The following is a 15,540-nucleotide window of genomic DNA, read 5'->3' on the forward strand; positions in this document are numbered from 1 at the left end:
CACCCGGCCCGGGCGTAGCGTGACCGCATGACGTCGCGCCCGCCCGCGCCCGAGCGCCCCGGCGTCGGCGAGGCCACCACCCTCGACGACACCGGGGCGCTCGACACGTTCCTCGCCGTGCGGCCGCAGCTGTTCGGCATCGCGTACCGCATGCTGGGTGGCGTCGCGGAGGCGGAGGACGTCGTCCAGGACGCCTGGATCCGCTGGCAGGGGACCGACCGGACCGTCGTGGCGAACCCGGCGGCGTTCCTCACCACCGTGACGACCCGGCTCGCGATCAACGCGGCGACGTCGGCGCGCGCCCGGCGGGAGACGTACGTCGGGCCGTGGCTGCCGGAGCCGGTGGACACCTCCGACGACCCGGCGCTGGGCGCCGAGCGGGCGGAGGCGCTCGAGACGGCGACCCTGCTGCTCATGGAGCACCTCACGCCGGTGGAGCGCGCGGTGTACGTGCTGCGCGAGGCGTTCGGGTACCCGCACCGGAAGGTCGCGGAGATCCTCGACCTCAGCGAGGCGAACGCCCGGCAGCTCGCCCGTCGCGCCCGCGACCGGCTCGGCCGCCGGGAGGCCGTGCCCGTGGACGCGGGGGAGCACCGTCGCCTGCTCGACGAGTTCGTCGCCGCCGCGCACGAGGGCGACCTGGCGCGCTTCGAGCGCTACCTCGCGGACGGCGTCGTCGCGCGGCCCGACGGCGGCGGGCGGGTGCACGCGTCGCGTGTCGAGCTCGTGGGGAGGGCGCGGGTGTCGCTGTTCTTCGAGAACGTGTGGCGCAAGTACTGGGACGCCGGCCGGGTGCGGTCCGTCGAGGCCAACGGGCTGCCCGCGATCGTCGTCGACCTCGACGGCGCCCCGTTCGCGCTCGTGTCGCTCGACGTCGTCGACGGCCGGGTCGAGCACGTGTACGTGCAGGTCAACCCCGACAAGCTCGGCGGGTACACCGCCGCGGGCTGAACCCGCGGCGGCGCGGCCGGGCGTCGTCGTCAGGCGGCGCGGACCGGCGTGCTCGTGCTCGTGCCCTCCTCCGCGGGGGCGGGCGCCTCGGCGACCCGCACCGGTGGGGCCGCGGCCGCGAACGCGGCACGTGGCGTCTGCACCGAGGCCAGCGACACGACGTCCCGGCCGAACAGCGCGGCCGTGAGCCAGACCGCCGCCACGCGGGCCTTGCGCTCCCACGTCGGGATGGCGAGCACGTGGTATCCGCGGTGCATGAGCCACGCGAGGCGGCCGCGCACCACGATCCCGCGGTACTGGAAGATCCCGGAGCCCAGGCCGAGCGTCGCGACCACGCCGAGGCTGCCGTGCACGTACGGGCGGGTCGCCCGGCCGCGGCGGGCGGCGACGAGGTTGCGCGCCAGCCGACGCCCCTGGCGCACGGCGTGCTGCGCGTTGGGGACGGCGAGCGCCCCCGGCCGCGGCACGGCGAGGTCGGGCACCGCCGCGCCGTCGCCCGCCGCCCACGCGTCGGCCACGGGCGCGCCGTCGGTGCCCACCCGCAGGTCGGGGCGCACGACGACGTACCCGCGGTCGTCCACCGGCATGTCGGTGTGGGTCGCGACCACGGGGTTGGCCGCGTTGCCCGCCGTCCACACGAGCAGGCCGGAGGGGAAGGACTCGCCGCTCGAGAGCGTGACGACGCCCCCCGCGGCCGACACCAGGCCGGTCTCGAGGTGGACGCGTGCGCCGCGCCGCTCGAGCCGTTCGGCGACCCAGCGGCCCTGCGGCTCGGTCACCTCGGGCAGGATCCGGGCGCCCCGCTCGACGAGGTGGAACGCCGGCTCCGACGCGTCGATCTCCGGGTAGCGACGCAGCAGGTCGTGGGCGAGGGACAGCAGCTCGGCGAAGCCCTCCACGCCGGAGAAGCCGCCGCCGACGAACGTCACGGTGAGCAGCCGCGCGCGCTCGGGCCCGGCGGGCAGGCTCGCCGCCCGGTCGAAGGAGGTCAGGAGCCGGTCGCGGATCGCGACGGCCTCCTCCACGTGCTTCATCCCGATGGCGTGCTCCGCGACGCCCGGCACGGGGAAGACGCGGGTGACGGCGCCGGCGGTGACGACCACGGTGTCGTAGTCCAGCCGGAACGGCTCCCCGGAGCGCGGCCGCACGACGACGACGCGGGCGGCGTGGTCGATGCGCTCGACGGCGCCGTCGACGAGCCGCGTGCGGCGCAGGTGGCGCCGGTGCGAGACCGCGGCGTGCCGTGCCTCGACGGACCCGGCGACGACCTCGGGAAGGAACGGCTGGTAGGTCATGTACGGCCGCGGGTCGACGAGGACGAGCTCGACCTCGCCGCGCCGCAGCTCGCGCCGCAGGCCCTTCTTGAGCTCCCGGGCCGCCGTGAACCCGGCGTAGCCGCCACCGACGATGACGATGCGTCCCATCACTGCCTCCTGTGCCGCGCCCTGCGGGCGCTCTCACTACGTCGACCGCGCAGCGCCGGGCGACGTGACACCTGATCGGTGTGACGTCGGCCGCGTCCGTGGGACGCACGCCGGGGCGAACCTAGACTGGCCGGCATGAGCGCGCCCACGCCGTCGAGCCCCGTCCCCACGCCGTACGAGGACCTCCTGCGCGACGTGCTGGAGCACGGCACGCACAAGGACGACCGCACCGGGACGGGCACGCGCAGCGTCTTCGGCCGGCAGCTCCGCTACGACCTGCAGCAGGGTTTCCCGCTGATCACGACCAAGCGGGTGCACCTCAAGTCGATCGCCTACGAGCTGCTGTGGTTCCTGCGCGGCGACAGCAACGTGCGCTGGCTGCAGGAGCACGGCGTGAGCATCTGGGACGAGTGGGCCTCCCCCCAGGGCGAGCTCGGCCCGGTGTACGGCGTGCAGTGGCGCTCGTGGCCGACGCCGGACGGCGAGCACGTCGACCAGATCGCGGGCGTCATCGACCAGATCAAGGTCAACCCCGACTCGCGGCGCCTGATCGTCAGCGCCTGGAACGTGGCCGAGCTGGCGGACATGGCGCTGCCGCCCTGCCACCTGCTGTTCCAGTTCTACGTCGCCGACGGCAGGCTCAGCTGCCAGCTCTACCAGCGCTCGGCGGACCTCTTCCTCGGGGTGCCGTTCAACATCGCCTCGTACGCGCTGCTCACGCACATGGTGGCCGCGCAGACCGGGCTCGAGGTGGGCGAGTTCGTGTGGACCGGCGGCGACTGCCACGTCTACGACAACCACGTCGAGCAGGTGCGCACCCAGCTGGAGCGCGAGCCCTACCCGTACCCGACGCTGCGCCTCGCGCCGCGCGAGTCGATCTTCGACTACGCCTTCGAGGACATCGAGGTCGAGAACTACCAGCACCACCCGGGCATCAAGGCCCCGGTCGCCGTCTGACCGCGGATCGGGCTGACGTGATCGGGCTGATCTGGGCGCAGGCACGCGACGGCGAGGGGCGGCCCGTCATCGGGGCCGCGGGCACCATCCCCTGGCGGGTGCCGGAGGACTTCGCGCACTTCAAGGCGACGACGGCCGGGCACCCGGTGGTGATGGGTCGCCGCACCTGGGAGTCCCTGCCGCGGCGTCCGCTGCCGGGCCGCACCAACGTGGTCGTCACGCGGCGGGCGGGCTGGCACGACGACGGCGCGGTCGTCGCCTCCTCGCTCGACGAGGCGCTCGCGACGGCGGCCGCCGCGGACGGCGGCGACGAGGTCTGGGTGATGGGCGGCGAGCAGGTCTACGCCGACGCGCTGGCGCTCGCCGACCGGCTCGTCGTCACCGAGGTCGACCTGGACGTCGCGGGCGACGCCTTCGCCCCGGTCGTCGACCCGGCCATGTGGCGGCTGGTCGACGACGGCGCGTGGGCGACGTCGTCCGGCCCGGGGAGCCTGCGTCACCGCGTCCGTGCCTACGGCCGGGCGCGCGCGTAGCGGGAAGAGGTCGTCAGGAGATCCACGACGGGTCGGACGCGAGCTCCTGGAGCTCGTTCACCAGCCGGGCCGTGTGGAACCCGTCGGCGACGGCGTGGTGCACCTGCACCGCCAGCGGGAGCACCGTGCGCCCGTCCCGCTCGGTGTACCGACCGAGGGTGAAGATCGGCGCGAAGTGGTCCCACCCGCCCGCGACCTGCAGCGTGAAGCCGGTGAACGACGTCCAGGGCAGGCTCGACACGTCGAACGTGTTGGCGGGGACGTCGTCCTGGGGGAAGAAGGTCGTGGCGCTCCGGTGCGTGGCCAGGAGGTCGGCCGCGACGTCGTGGAACCGGCCGAAGTCGGCGTCGAAGGGCGCCCAGACCGCGGCGAACGTCTCCCGCTCCGGGTTGAGCACGGTGAACATCGGGTGCAGCTCGTCCCACGTCGCCGGGGCGCCGTCGGCCGTGAGCGTCGTGCGGAACTCCGCGTGCCGGTTGACGAGCGAGGCCAGCGCCCACACCTGGGCGACGTAGGTCTTGCGGCCGGAGGCCCGCAGCGCGGCCGCCATCTCGGTCACGTCGACGTCGACCGTGACGGCGTAGGTGCACGGCACGCGGTCGCGGTAGTGCTCGAAGTGCTCGCGTCGGGGCCAGGTGGCGAGGTCGATCGGGCGCGCGGTGGTCACCAGCCGGAGCATGCCAGCCCGCGTCGTCGGGACGCCAGCGCATAGTCGGTCGCCGCCGCCGTGCACCCTCTCCAGGAGCGACTTGCACCCTGTCGGGCGCGCCGGCACCCACTCTGAGGCCGACGGCACCCATGCGCCTCCCCGCGCGCCCTGGGTGTCCTCTGGCCTGCGCGAACGTGGTCATACCACCACTTCAACAGGAGGAGACCATGAAGACCACGAGGACCACCAAGATGCTCCGCACCGGTACGTGCTTCGCCGCGGGGGCGGCCCTCGCGCTCGCCCCGGGCGTCGCGACGGCCGTGGGCCAGGAGTCCGGGACCGGAGCGGACGGCGTCGGGGGTGGCCTCGAGGTCGAGACGGCCCCTCCGGCCGAGGAGACCACCGAGACGGAGCAGCCGTCGGTGGAGCCGGAGCCGGTGGAGCCTGCGCCGGTCGAGCCTGCGCCGGTCGAGACGGCTCCTGTCGAGCCTGCGCCGGTCGAGACGGCTCCTGTCGAGCCTGCGCCGGTCGAGCCTGAGCCGGTCGAGCCCGAGCCCGTCGAGCCCGCGCCGGTCGACACGGCTCCTGTCGAGCCCGCGCCGGCGGAGACGGCTCCTGCCGCGGACGACGCGGAGGCCGCGACCCCGGACAAGGGCGAACCGGCCACCGAGACGTCGAAGCCCGCGGCACCGAAGCCGGAGACGTCGGAGCCGAAGGCCTCGACGACGCAGAAGGCCGACGAGCCCGCCGGTGCGGGCCCCGGGATGTCGAACGGCGGCTTCGTCGACGGCAACGACAAGTATCCGAACCCGGTCGACAAGATCGACGGGGACAGCTGGGAGGGCGCCGGCATTCCCGGTGTGACCTTCACGTTCACGAACAAGGGGACGATCGTCCTGACCTTCGGACCCGAGTTCAACCCGGAGACGCCGATCAACACCATCGTCCTGAAGGCCGGCAGCGGGCACGTCGTCTACACGGCCGACCGCCCGTTCCGGGCCGGGGACGTCGTGACCCTCACGACGGACCTGCTGCTCGAGGGCAAGGACATCAGCCACGTGACGTTCTACCCCGGTGGCGAGGACCCGACCGACCCGACGGACCCGACGGACCCGACGGACCCGACGGACCCGACGGACCCGACGGACCCGACGGACCCGACGGACCCGACGGACCCGACGGACCCGACGGACCCGACGGACCCGACGGACCCGACGGACCCGACGGATCCCACGGACCCGACGGACCCGACGGACCCGACGGACCCGACGGACCCGACGGACCCGACGGACCCGACGGACCCGACGGACCCGGTGGACCCGGTGGACCCGGTGGACCCGGTGGACCCGGTGGACCCGGCTGACCCCACGGTGCCGACCGACCCGACCGACCCGGCGAACCTGCCGACGTCGGACGTCACGACGGTGGCCCTGGACGTCGACACCATCGGCGCTCCGAGCCTGACCGAACCCGTGGCGGCACCGGTGGCCGAATCGGCGGCAGTGGTCGAGACGGACGGCGACGCACTCCCGCGGACCGGCCCGGACGGTGCCGGTGCGATGGCCGCGGCGGCCGCCGGACTGGTCGCCCTGGGCGGCCTGAGCCTGGCCGGGGCGCGCCGGGCGCGTCACGACGCGGACTGACTCGGGCTGACGAGGGCACGATGCCGGCCGGTGAGCGATCACCGGCCGGCATCGCGTTGTGCCGGAAGGGCGTCGTCAGCCGCGCAGCGCGGCGCGGACGCCGGACCGGTCGGTGACCCCGAGCTTGTGCAGCAGCCGGTTGAGGTGGTTCTCGACGGTCTTGACGGAGATCCCGAGGGCGCGGGCGATCTCGCCGTTGGCGAGGCCGTCCGCGACGAGCGTGCCGACCTCCTGCTCGCGGGCCGTGAGCGTGGCCCCCGGCAGCGGGTCCAGCAGGGCGTCCGGGTCGACCCCGGCCCGGCGCAGCGCACGGTCGACGTCCTGCTGCACGGCTCGTGCCTCAGCGTTCCGGTCCTCCGCCCGGAGACGGCGGACGGTCGCCCTTGCCGCGCGGACACCGAGCGTGACCTGGCCGGCGTCCGCGAGACGGCGGCCCAGCGTCGCACCCGCCATGACGTCCTCGTCGACGGTCGCCTCCGCGACCTGCACGATCGTCTCGACGAGGCCCGCGGGCTCCGGCCCGACGGCACCGCGCAGCGTCGCTACCCGCTCGGGGTCGGGGGCGACGTCGATCAGGTCCCCGGCGCGCACCGCCGCGGAGACGAGGTAGCCGCGCTCGAGCAGGTCGAGCACGGCCTCCCACCCCTGCTCGGGGTCGACGCCGTCGGCACCGTCCGTCCGGGGCACCCAGGACACCGACGGCAGCAGGGCGGCCCCGCGGCGGGACGTCCGTTCGGCCTGACCGGCCAACATCGCCGACGACGTCACGTGGCCGTCGCGCCGGGCGACGGCGGCGGCGACCTCGAGGATGGCAGCCAGGTAGTGGCGCTGCAGGGCGGAGCCGAGCCCGATCGCCAGGACCGACCCGAGCAGGCGGCGCAGCTCGCGCGTCCGTCCGAGCAGCAGGAGGGCGCTGAGCGCCACGAACGCGTGCCCGGGGACGGCCTCGACGTCGACGTGGGCCCGCGCGCGCTCAAGATGCGCCGAGCTCCAGGTCAGCGCGCCGTGCACGTCACCGTCGACGAGCATCGCCAGGCCCGTGAGCACCCGCGACCGCGTCGCGAAGTCGGGGTCGGTCCACTCGGTGGCGCTCAGCAGGGCGGCGGCGGCCTCGGGCCTGCCCGTGGCGAGCAGGTGCTCCGCGTCGACCGTCGACGAGAACTCGCGAGTGCGGGACCACACCGGGTCGGACGTCGCGGGCCACTCCCGCCACGCGGGGACCCGGTCGTACACGAGGGTCAGATGGTCCTCGACCGCGTGGAGCAGCCCCGACCAGGGGCCGACCTCGCCTCCCGCCCGGCGCAGCAGGGCACGGGCGGCGTCGGGGTCGTCGTCGGCGGTGGCGAGCGCGTGAGCCCGCCACCGGTAGAAGGCCGCCATCTCGGCCGGGTCGTCGGACGGTGGCGTTCCGTCGACGACCTCGTGCATCGCCTCGATGCTGCCGTTGCCGATCAGCAACGCCCGCAGATAGTGGGCGGCGGTGCGCGGCGACGGGTGGCGCTCCCACTCGTGGCGGCGCAGGAGGAGCTGCCGGCGCTGCTCGTCCGCGGTGAGCCGGTTGAGCACCGTGTCCGAGAGCCCGGCCCTGCCCGGCTCCTCTGTGGGCACCGCCGAGGCGTCCACCACGGGCTCGAACCACTGCGCCACGGTCGAGCGTTCACGCTCCTCCGGCTCGGTGCGAGCCCCCGGGTCGAGCAGCTGCGTCATCCGGTCGGCGAACCGCAGGCGGCGCGCACCGAGTGGCAGGTGGCGGTACCGCTCCTCGACGAGCGGCGGGTAGATGCCGACGACGACGCCGTCGCCCTGCGGGACGAAGCGCAGGAGCTGGCAGGCGTCCAGGTCCTCGAGCGCCTGCCAGCCGACGAGCTCCACCGCGGTCGGCAGGTCGACAGCGCCCGCGAGCGACAGGATCTGCACCGCCTCCACGCCGTCCGGGTCGAGGTCGGCGATCAGCGGCTGGACGACGCGGGTCAGGCCGGGGCTCCACAGGTCCGGGCCGGCGACCCAGGTGCCGTTCACCTGGCGGAGCCGGCCGCTGCGCCGGGCGGCCTCGGCGACGGCGACCACCAGCCCGGGCAGCCCGCCCGACGACCGGTTGATGCGGGTGACCACCTCCGGGTCGACCTCTCCCGGCAGGACCGCGCCCAGCAGGGCGGACACGTCGACGTAGTCGAGCACCGGCACGGTGAGCTGGACGCCGGGGCGGACCTCCGACGGCAGCGCGTACGGGTCCGCGGACCGTTCCGGCCGCGGGCGGGAGGCGGTGAGCAGCGGGAACGCGCGGCGCGCGTGCGCCGCGGTGACCGCACCGGCTGACGCCTGGTCGAGGTCGTCGACGTCGTCCACGACGAGCACGGTGCGGCCGTCGTCGACCGCCTTCTCGACGAGCCGCACGGCCGTCGTCACCGCCGACTCGCCGCGGTGGTCGCCACGACGGGCCAGGTCGGCGACCGCGAGCGCTTCGAGCGGCCGGTCCTTGAGCGTCGCGATCCCCTGGACGCGCACCACGTCCCAGCCGCGCTCCACCAGTCCGGAGGTCGCGTCGGCGACCAGCATGCTGCGGCCCGAGCCCTTCTGGCCGATCAGGTCGACGCTGGACCCGGCGACGAGGTGGTCGACGATCTCGTCACGCAGGTCCGTGCGGAACGCGTCCCGGCCGGCCATCGCACCACCTCACCCGTCGTCGTCACCCTGGATCGACGATGTCACGGACGGCGGCGTACTGCTCGCGCACCACGGGCCGGGGGTCGGCGTCCAGGGTGGTGGTGACCGTCGTGGACCATGCCGGCGCGGGTGCGCCCGCGTCGTGGGTCGTGGCCAGCACCCACGCGGCCTGGCGCGCGGCGCCGTCGGCGACGTACTCGCCGGGCTCGGGGATGCTCACCGGAGTCCCGAGCACCTGCGCGGCCACCTGTTGCACGGCGGGCGACTGCGCCGCCCCGCCGATGAGCATGACCCGCTGGACCGGGACGCCCTGGGAGCGCAGGGCGTCCAGACCGTCGGCGAGCCCGCACAGCATGCCCTCCACGTAGGCGCGGGCCAGGTGCTCGCGGGTCGACGTCGCGAGCCGGATGCCGTGCAGGGTCCCGGTGGCGTCGGGGCGGTTGGGGGTGCGCTCGCCCTCGAGGTAGGGGACCAGCACCAGGCCGTCGGCGCCGGCGGGCGCGGCGAGGGCGAGGCGCGCGAGCTCGTCGACGTCGACGCCGAGCACGGCGCGGGCGGCGTCGAGCACGCGGGCGGCGTTGAGGGTGACGGCCAGCATGAGGGCGTTGCCGGTCGCGTCGGCGAAGCCGTTGATGGCGCCGGTGCCGTCGGCGGTCCGCCTCGGGGCGACCGCGGACACGACGCCGGAGGTGCCGATGGAGACGGCGATGTCGCCCGGCTCCATCCCGAGCCCCAGCGAGGCTCCGGCGTTGTCGCCGGTGCCGGGGCCGATCAGGGCGCCGCCGTCGACGCCGGAGCCGGCGACCGAGGCGTGGGCGACGCCGCCGGACTCGGCCGGGCCGAGCACGCGGGGGAGGATCACGTCGTCGCGCCCGAGTGCGAGCCGCAGCAGGTCGCGGCGGTACTCGCCGGCCCCGTCCGCGCCCTCGGCGTCGTAGTAGCCGGTGCCGGAGGCGTCGGAGCGGTCGGTGACGAGCGCGTCGAGCCGCGGCCCGAGCGGCGACTCGCCCTCGGGCCCGTAGCCGGCGATGCGCCAGGTCAGCCAGTCGTGGGGGAGCGCGACGGCGGCGACGCGGGCGGCGTTCTCCGGCTCGGCGTCGCGCAGCCAGCGCAGCTTGGTGACGGTGAGGGACGCGACGAGGACGGAGCCGACGGCGTCGGCCCACGCCTGGGCGCCGGTGGCCCGGTCGCCGTCGCCGAGCTCGCGGACCAGGTCCTCCGCGGCGGGAGCGGAGCGGGTGTCGTTCCACAGGATCGCGTCGCGGATCACGCGGCCCTCGGCGTCGAGGGCGACGAGCCCGTGCTGCTGCCCGCCGACGGCGATCGCGGCGACGTCGTCCAGGCCGCCGGCCTCCTGCGCCGCGGTGCGGAAGGCGTCCCACCAGTGCTGCGGGTCGATCGAGGTGCCGTCGGGGTGCTTCGCGGACCCGGACCGGACCAGCCGGCCCGTCTCGGCGTCGCGCACGACGATCTTGCAGGACTGCGTGGACGTGTCCACGCCGGCGACGAGGGGCATCGTTGCTTCTCTCTCAGGCGGGCCGGAGCGTGGTGAGCGCGGGCTCGGGACGGTCCGAGGTCGGACGGCCCGGGCCCGCGCTCACCACGTCGGCGGGGATGTGGTCGGGCGTCAGCCGATGAGGTGGCGCAGCGCGAGCTGGTGCAGACGCACCAGACCGTAGTCGCGCTCCGCGACCGCGTCGACGTCGACGTCCTCGTAGGCGGACGTGTCGGCGAGGAAACTCTCGAACGACTCGCCCTCGGCCAGCGTCGGCTGACCCAGCTCGAAGATGCCGGCGTGCTCGAAGGCCTGCTGCACCTCCGGGTCCTCGCGGTAGGCCTTGGCCTTGGCGGCGAGCATGTCGTAGGTCTCCATGTTCGCCTTGGCCGACTCCCACACGCCGTCGAGGTACTCGGTGCGGCTGGGCTTGTAGTCGAAGTGGCGCGGGCCCTCGTAGCGCGGGCCGCCGTTCGGGAAGCCGTTCTCGAGCATGTCGACCGTGAAGAACGCGCTCAGCAGGTCACCGTGGCCGAAGACCAGGTCCTGGTCGTACTTCGGGCCGTGCTGGCCGTTGAGGTCGATGTGGAACAGCTTGCCCGCGTACAGCGCCAGCGCGAGGCCGTGCGTGTAGTTGAGGCCCGCCATCTGCTCGTGGCCCGTCTCCGGGTTGAGGCCGACGATGTCGCCGTGGTCGAGCGTGTCGATGAGGGCGATCGCGTGGCCGATGCTCGGCAGGAAGATGTCGCCGCGCGGCTCGTTGGGCTTCGGCTCCAGCGCGATGCGCAGGTCGTAGCCCTTCTCCTTGATGTACGCGGCGACGGTGTCGATGCCCTCGGCGTAGCGGGCGTGCGCGGCGTGCAGGTCCTTGGAGTTGTCGTACTCCGTGCCCTCGCGGCCGCCCCACATGACGAACGTCGAGGCGCCCATCTCCGCGGCGAGGTCGGCGTTGCGCAGCACCTTGCGCAGGCCGTAGCGACGCACCTCGCGGTTGTTCGAGGTGAACGCGCCGTCCTTGAAGATCGGGTGCGTGAAGGTGTTGGTGGTGACCATCTCGCAGACGAGGCCGGTCTCCTCGGACGCCTTCTTCACCGAGTCGATGTGCTTCTGCCGGTCGGCGCCCTCGGAGCCGAACGGGAACACGTCGTTGTCGTGGAACGTGAAGCCCCACGCGCCGAGGTCGGCGAGCTTGCGGATCGAGTCCGCCGGGTCCAGGTCGGGGCGGGTGGCGGTGCCGAACGGGTCGTTGGCCGGCCAGCCGACGGTCCAGAGGCCGAACGAGTACTTGATGTCGCTCACGGGGTTCTCCTCGTTGAGGTGGGGATGTCGAGTCGGGGGTACCGCGCGACGTCGCGGGCCACCGCGACGTTTTGTTGTATGGCTGAACTATTGCGCGCCGCTGGGCTAGAGTCAACACGTGCCAGCCACCCCGACGACGGCGCCGACCGCGCACCCCGCGCCTCCCACCGGCGCTGCCGCCTCGCGCCAGCACACGCTGCGCGAGCGCAACCTGAGCCTCGTCGCGTCCGCCGTCTACGAGGCCACCACACCACCGTCGCGCGCCGACGTCGCCGCCGCCACGGGACTGACCCGCGCGACCGTCTCCACCCTCGTCGACCGGCTCGTCGCCGGCGGCCTCCTCGCCGAGCTGCCGCCCGTCGTCGCGCAGCGCGCCGGGCGCCCCGCCGTCCCGCTCCAGCCCGCGCGGCGCACCCTCGTCGGCCTCGGGCTCGAGGTCAATGTCGACTACCTCGGGGTGCGGGCGCTGGACCTCGTCGGCGACGTCGTCGCCGAGCGCGTCGTCACCGGGTCGCTGCACGACTCCGACCCGGGCGAGGTGCTCGCGCGGCTCCGCGGCCTCGCGGCCGGGGCGATCGCCGAGCTCGAGGGCGCGGGCATGCGGGTGGCCGGTGCGCGGCTCGCGCTGCCCGGGCTCGTGGACGCCCGCGGTGCACGGCTCGAGGTGGCGCCCAACCTCGGCTGGTCGTCGGTCGAGCCCGTGCCCGTGCTCGACCTGCGCGCCGGTGACGGCAGCCCGCTCGACGTCGAGGTCGCCAACGAGGCCAAGCTCGCGGCCCTCGCCGAGCTCGCGGGCGATGTGCCGTCCTCGTTCCTCTACGTCTCCGGCGACGTCGGCGTCGGCGCGGGGATCGTCGTGGACCGGCAGCTCTTTCTCGGGCAGCGCGGCTGGAACGGCGAGATCGGGCACGTCGTCGTCGACCCCGCCGGGCCACGCTGCTCCTGCGGCGCCACCGGCTGCCTGGAGCAGTACGCGGGCAAGGAGGTGCTGCTGCGCGGCGCCGGGCTGCCCGCGTCTGCGCCCGTGCACGCCGTCGTCGACCTGCTGCGCGACGGGGACGACGCCGCGCTCGCCACCGTGCAGCGCGCCGGCCGGGCCCTCGGCTCCGCGCTCGCCACGTTCGTCAACCTTGTCGACGTCTCGACCATCGTCCTCGGCGGAACGTACGCCGAGCTGTTCGGCTGGGTCGGGCACGTCGTGGCGGGCGTCGTCGAGGAGCGCGCCCTCGCCGCGCCGTTCGCGCCCGTCGACGTGCGGCCCGCCGCCGCCGGCCCGCACGCCGCGCTCACCGGCGGCGCGCGCGAGGTGTTGCGGGCGGTCGTCGCCGACCCCGCGGTGTGGGTGTGAGTACTGCGGCGACGGCGTCGGACGGGTGACGTGGTCGCTCGGTTAGGGTTTCTCCCGTGTCTGGTGCTTCTGCCGCGGCCGCTGCCGCAGTGACGAGGGCGCTCCGCTAGCGGCGGGGCGTCCGACTCCTCACTTCAGCTGAACGCTCCGCCGCTCCGTGTCCACCCCGGAGCGGCCGTCTCGTGCTGCCCGGGATCCACTCTCGAGCAACGGAGCAACTCTCGTGTTTCCAGCCATTCTTCCCGCACGCCTGACCGGCCACCCTGCGGTGCGTGCGCGCTGGGTGCTGGCCTGCCTGGCCATGCTGCAGTTCCTCGTCGCGGTCGACGTGACCGTGGTCAACATCGCCCTGCCGTCGATCGGCGCCGACTTCGGCACGAGCGCCCGTCAGCTGACCTGGGTCGTCGTGGGGTACACGATCACCGGCGGCGGACTGCTGATGCTGGGCGGCCGCCTCGGCGACGTGCTCGGGCGGCGGCGCGTCCTGCTGGCCGGCACCGGCATCTTCGGGGCCGCGTCCCTGCTCGCCGGCCTCGCACCGACGTTCCCCCTCCTGGTCGTGGCGAGGCTGCTGCAGGGCGCCGGCGAGGCGCTGGCCCTGCCCGCCGCGATGGCCGTCATCGTGCTGATGTTCCCCGAGGGCCCGCGCCGGTCGCGCGCCCTGGGGGTGTGGGCGGCCGTGGCCAGCTGCGGCCTCGTGCTCGGCTTCGTGCTGTCCGGCGTCATCACCGAGCTGTTCGGCTGGCGGTGGATCTTCCTCGTGGCCGTGCCGTTCGTCGTCGTGATCCTGCTCGGCGTGGTCGCCCTCGTCCCGCCGGACGAGCCGGCCCGGCGCGCTCCCGTCGACATCCCCGGCGCGCTGCTGCTGACGGCCGCGCCCCTGCTGTTCGCGTGGGGGGTCGTCGAGGCCGGTGAGAGCGGGGCTGCCGGCTGGTGGCCCGCGGTGGCGCTCGTCGGCGCGGTGGCCGCCGCCGCGTCGTTCGTCGTCGTCGAGCGGCGCTCGACCGACCCGTTGGTGCCGCTCGGTCTTTTCCGCCACCGGCCGCGGGTCATGGCCAACCTCGCGACGGCGCTGCTGAGCGCCGCCCTCTCGACGTCGTTCCTGCTGTTCACCTTCCACCTGCAGGACCGGCTCGGGCTGAGCCCGCTCGCGGCCGGCGTCACGCTCCTTCCGCTCGCTGTGGCCCTCGTCGCGGCCGCCACGACCGTCCCGCGCCTGCTCGACCGCTGGGGTGCGCGCACCTGCGCGCTCGTCGGGATCGCGTGCACCGCGCTCGGTGTCGGCGTCATCGCCCTGGTCGCCCACGTCGGGGCGGGAGCGGTCGCGACGGTGCCGGCGATGATCCTGGTGGCCGCGGGGATGGGCTTCGGCATCGTCGGGCTGCAGTACGTCGCCGTGAGCGGTGTGACCGACGACGACGCGGGCGTCGCCTCCGGCGTCCAGCGTGCCGCCGACCAGCTCGGTGGCGCCACGGGCGTCACCCTCTACATCGGGATCGGTTTCGCTCCCGGGGTCGCCGATCCGTTCGTCGTCACCGGGGGCCTTGCCGTGGTGGGTCTGGTCGGCGCGGCGCTCGTCGCCCGGCGCATCGCCGTTCCTGCAAAGGCGCGAGCGGGCGACTGACCGTCCTGCGAGCCCGACCTCGCGTGCAGGGGCGTCGACGGCCGTGTCGTTCGCGGCCGTCGACGCCTCCACGGGGAGCGCAGGGCGTCCAAGCGCCGATTCCAAGGGCCCGACGTCGGACGCTAGGCTGTGGGGCGTCGCCGGCTCCTGGCATCGGAACTGACGACGGGTCGCACTGCGGCCTCGCCTGCGTAGCTCAGTGGATAGAGCAACCGCCTCCTAAGCGGTAGGTCGCGCGTTCGAGTCGCGCCGCGGGCACCTGACCTCGGCGCCTCGCAGTTCGCGTACAACCAGTGACGACGCGGTCGCCCGTACCGGTGAGTCGCTGGTCTCGACGTCCCAGTCGCCGCAGGACGGGGCCGAGCAGGCCTGATCCGCGTCCGCCGCCCGAACGGCCACGCCGTACGCTGCCGGCATGCCGCTCTCCGACGTCGAACCCCGCCTGGACTCTGCCGACCCGTTGGCGCAGTTCGCCGCCTACCTCGACTACTACCGCGGCGCGGTCGCGCGGAAGCTCGAGGGCATGACGGAGGACCAGCTGCGCACGAGCCTGGTCCCGAGCGGCTGGGCGCCGCTGGAGATGCTCACCCACCTGGTGCACATGGAGCGCCGCTGGTTCGTCTGGGGGTTCCTCGGCGAGCAGGTCGCCGACCCGTGGGGCGACCACACCGGCGGCGATCCCACGGGGCCGTGGCGGGTGCCCGGCGACGTCGGTCTGGGGGCGCTCGTCGACGCCCTCCACGCAGGCGGCGCGCGCACGCGCGAGGTCCTCGCGACCCACGACCTCGCCGAGCGTGGTGCCGTCGGCGGCCGGTTCGCGGACGACGGGACGCCGCCGCCGACGCTCGCCTGGATCTGCTTCCACGTGCTCCAGGAGTACGCCCGGCACGCCGGGCACCTCGACGTCGTGCGCGAGCTGGCGGACGGCGCGACCGGGGAGTAGGCGGCCGCCT

At 74.6% G+C, this 15,540-nt stretch carries 12 protein-coding genes and 1 tRNA gene; 8 read left to right on the plus strand and 5 right to left on the minus strand.

Translation table 11 applies throughout. The annotated features are described in order from the left end of the window. Nucleotides 1-27 precede the first annotated feature (27 nt). Nucleotides 28-951 (plus strand): RNA polymerase sigma factor SigJ, encoded by a 924-nt coding sequence (gene sigJ, locus IEW03_RS03785; protein ID WP_188522310.1) that lies wholly within the window; start codon nt 28-30, stop codon nt 949-951. Between the two features lie 29 nt (nt 952-980). Here sigJ and IEW03_RS03790 read toward each other — a convergent pair whose 3' ends face one another. Then, complete coding sequence (locus tag IEW03_RS03790) at nt 981-2,375, minus strand: NAD(P)/FAD-dependent oxidoreductase (RefSeq protein ID WP_188522311.1); 1,395 nt, start codon at nt 2,373-2,375, stop codon at nt 981-983. A gap of 135 nt (nt 2,376-2,510) precedes the next feature. Between IEW03_RS03790 and IEW03_RS03795 the strand changes: the two genes are divergently transcribed. Beyond that, the gene (locus IEW03_RS03795) at nt 2,511-3,332 is read left to right on the plus strand and encodes a thymidylate synthase (protein WP_188522312.1); all 822 of its coding nucleotides are present in this window, start codon (nt 2,511-2,513) and stop codon (nt 3,330-3,332) included. Nucleotides 3,333-3,349: 17 nt separating this feature from the next. Then, complete coding sequence (locus IEW03_RS03800; protein WP_188522313.1) at nt 3,350-3,865, plus strand: dihydrofolate reductase; 516 nt, start codon at nt 3,350-3,352, stop codon at nt 3,863-3,865. 13 nt (nt 3,866-3,878) lie between these two features. On the opposite strand, the gene catA is transcribed toward IEW03_RS03800, so the two are convergent. Continuing rightward, a complete protein-coding gene (gene catA, locus IEW03_RS03805) occupies nt 3,879-4,532 on the minus strand; it encodes a type A chloramphenicol O-acetyltransferase (RefSeq protein ID WP_229737359.1) in 654 nt (217 codons plus the stop codon). 209 nt (nt 4,533-4,741) lie between these two features. Between catA and IEW03_RS20285 the strand changes: the two genes are divergently transcribed. Continuing rightward, entirely contained in the window at nt 4,742-6,157 is a 1,416-nt protein-coding gene (locus IEW03_RS20285) for a hypothetical protein (protein WP_229737360.1), read from the plus strand. Nucleotides 6,158-6,232: 75 nt separating this feature from the next. On the opposite strand, the gene IEW03_RS03815 is transcribed toward IEW03_RS20285, so the two are convergent. From IEW03_RS03815 to xylA, 3 genes are all read right to left on the minus strand, one after another. Beyond that, on the minus strand, nt 6,233-8,821 hold the full coding sequence (locus IEW03_RS03815) for a helix-turn-helix transcriptional regulator (protein ID WP_188522315.1): 2,589 nt from the start codon (nt 8,819-8,821) through the stop codon (nt 6,233-6,235). 22 nt (nt 8,822-8,843) lie between these two features. Continuing rightward, entirely contained in the window at nt 8,844-10,337 is a 1,494-nt protein-coding gene (gene xylB, locus IEW03_RS03820; protein WP_188522316.1) for a xylulokinase, read from the minus strand. Between the two features lie 111 nt (nt 10,338-10,448). Beyond that, nucleotides 10,449-11,615, minus strand: coding sequence for a xylose isomerase (gene xylA / locus IEW03_RS03825; protein WP_188522317.1), 1,167 nt, complete (start codon nt 11,613-11,615; stop codon nt 10,449-10,451). Between the two features lie 118 nt (nt 11,616-11,733). Between xylA and IEW03_RS03830 the strand changes: the two genes are divergently transcribed. From IEW03_RS03830 to IEW03_RS03845, 4 genes are all read left to right on the plus strand, one after another. Beyond that, nucleotides 11,734-12,963, plus strand: coding sequence for an ROK family transcriptional regulator (locus IEW03_RS03830; protein WP_188522318.1), 1,230 nt, complete (start codon nt 11,734-11,736; stop codon nt 12,961-12,963). A 268-nt stretch (nt 12,964-13,231) separates the two neighbouring features. Continuing rightward, on the plus strand, nt 13,232-14,587 hold the full coding sequence (locus IEW03_RS03835) for an MFS transporter (protein ID WP_229737361.1): 1,356 nt from the start codon (nt 13,232-13,234) through the stop codon (nt 14,585-14,587). A 185-nt stretch (nt 14,588-14,772) separates the two neighbouring features. Beyond that, nucleotides 14,773-14,845 (plus strand) — tRNA-Arg (locus tag IEW03_RS03840). Nucleotides 14,846-15,002: 157 nt separating this feature from the next. Further along, a complete protein-coding gene (locus IEW03_RS03845; RefSeq protein WP_188522319.1) occupies nt 15,003-15,530 on the plus strand; it encodes a DinB family protein in 528 nt (175 codons plus the stop codon). Nucleotides 15,531-15,540 lie beyond the last annotated feature (10 nt).

Origin of the sequence: Isoptericola cucumis (genome assembly GCF_014635665.1) — a bacterium.
In the GTDB taxonomy this organism is placed as follows: domain Bacteria; phylum Actinomycetota; class Actinomycetes; order Actinomycetales; family Cellulomonadaceae; genus Isoptericola; species Isoptericola cucumis.